The organism is Treponema primitia ZAS-1 (genome assembly GCF_000297095.1).
Taxonomy (GTDB): domain Bacteria; phylum Spirochaetota; class Spirochaetia; order Treponematales; family Breznakiellaceae; genus Termitinema; species Termitinema primitia_A.
The window spans coordinates 1-1,047 of record NZ_AEEA01000016.1 but is presented as its reverse complement, the minus strand read 5'-3'; the positions used below and the strand labels follow the sequence as shown (position 1 = coordinate 1,047).

3 protein-coding genes are annotated in these 1,047 nt (G+C 53.1%); 1 reads left to right on the top strand and 2 read right to left on the bottom strand.

All coding sequences use genetic code 11. The features are described from left to right. Positions 1-96: 96 nt before the first annotated feature. Complete coding sequence (locus TPRIMZ1_RS0101525) at positions 97-294, bottom strand: type II toxin-antitoxin system YafQ family toxin (protein ID WP_010253709.1); 198 nt, start codon at positions 292-294, stop codon at positions 97-99. 3 nt (positions 295-297) lie between these two features. Next, on the bottom strand, positions 298-558 hold the full coding sequence (locus TPRIMZ1_RS18245; RefSeq protein ID WP_010253707.1) for a hypothetical protein: 261 nt from the start codon (positions 556-558) through the stop codon (positions 298-300). A 249-nt stretch (positions 559-807) separates the two neighbouring features. Here TPRIMZ1_RS18245 and TPRIMZ1_RS0101510 point away from each other — a divergent pair. Continuing rightward, on the top strand, positions 808-1,047 hold a 240-nt coding region (locus tag TPRIMZ1_RS0101510), incomplete at its 3' end, for an aspartyl protease family protein (protein ID WP_038077567.1).

The following is a 1,047-nucleotide window of genomic DNA, read 5'->3' as shown; positions in this document are numbered from 1 at the left end:
TCATCCTACCACTGCAAAAAACAGGGCTCACGGGCAAAGCAGCATCACTATGCAAGGCGAAATGGTGACTGGTGCCTTTTTTTGGGGGGGGAACAGCTAGAACAAGTCGGAGTGGGTGCCGGTGCGGTAAAAAAGTATGGTTCCCGTTCTGATGCGGTAAATCAGGACCCAGTCACCCCCGATATGGCAATCCATATACCCGGCATAGGTACCGGAAAGGCCGTGGGGGCGGCAATGGGCGGGCAAGGGTTCTTCATTAATCAGAAGGGACAGAATAGTGTCGATCTTCTCCATGGGCTATCCATGCAGCGCCGCAAGCAGCTCTTCGGCAGAATGATAGCCCTTGGCAGGGATTTCCCCCCGCAGTATGGCGTCCCCTTCTTCAAGGGCCGCAATCGTTTCGGCATTGGGGGTGTGTTCGCTCTTGCCGCAAATGGGGCAGACATAGTCCGGCTTTGCGCTTTTGGATTTAAGATAGCCCACAAAATCAACAACCTTTTCCACATCGCTTGGGGGGAGGGTTTCGATTTCTTGTATCAACCGTTCGGTATTGGACATACAGGTGTACCTCGTTCTATTGAATATACCGCAAAACAGGCGTTTTGCCAATGTTTAAAAAAGGCGCATGGCGCCAAAAGGGCGCCGGGCGCCTTTTTGGCCGAAAAAAACAAAAAATCGCACAAAAAATAATTTTCCACTAAAGCATTTTGCACGGCGGCTCCATAAAGGGGGGGTATGGGGGAAGTCCGGCCGTTGGCCTGGGGTCCCCCGGTGTGGTATACTAATCGTAATGGAGAAGAAGGCAGTATGATGGGAACAGTATTTGAAGAAATCACCTTGAAAAACCTGGGTGATGTAAGTGCGGCTGAGCGCGGGCATCTGGCGGAACCGGAAATCCGGGAAACGACGGTACGGTCCATCGTGGATACCGGGGCGGAGACCCTGGTTATCAGCGAAGCGGTGCAGAAAGAGCTTGGCCTGCGGACGAAGCGTGTGCGCGAGTCTACCCTGGCAAATGGGGAAAAGGTGGTCTGCAAGATAGCCGAA

Excerpts from the sequence above, each read along its gene's own strand:
- TPRIMZ1_RS0101525 (WP_010253709.1), bottom strand. The coding sequence starts at position 294 with ATGGAGAAGATCGACACTATTCTGTCCCTTCTGATTAATGAAGAACCC.
- TPRIMZ1_RS18245 (WP_010253707.1), bottom strand. The coding sequence starts at position 558 with ATGTCCAATACCGAACGGTTGATACAAGAAATCGAAACCCTCCCCCCA.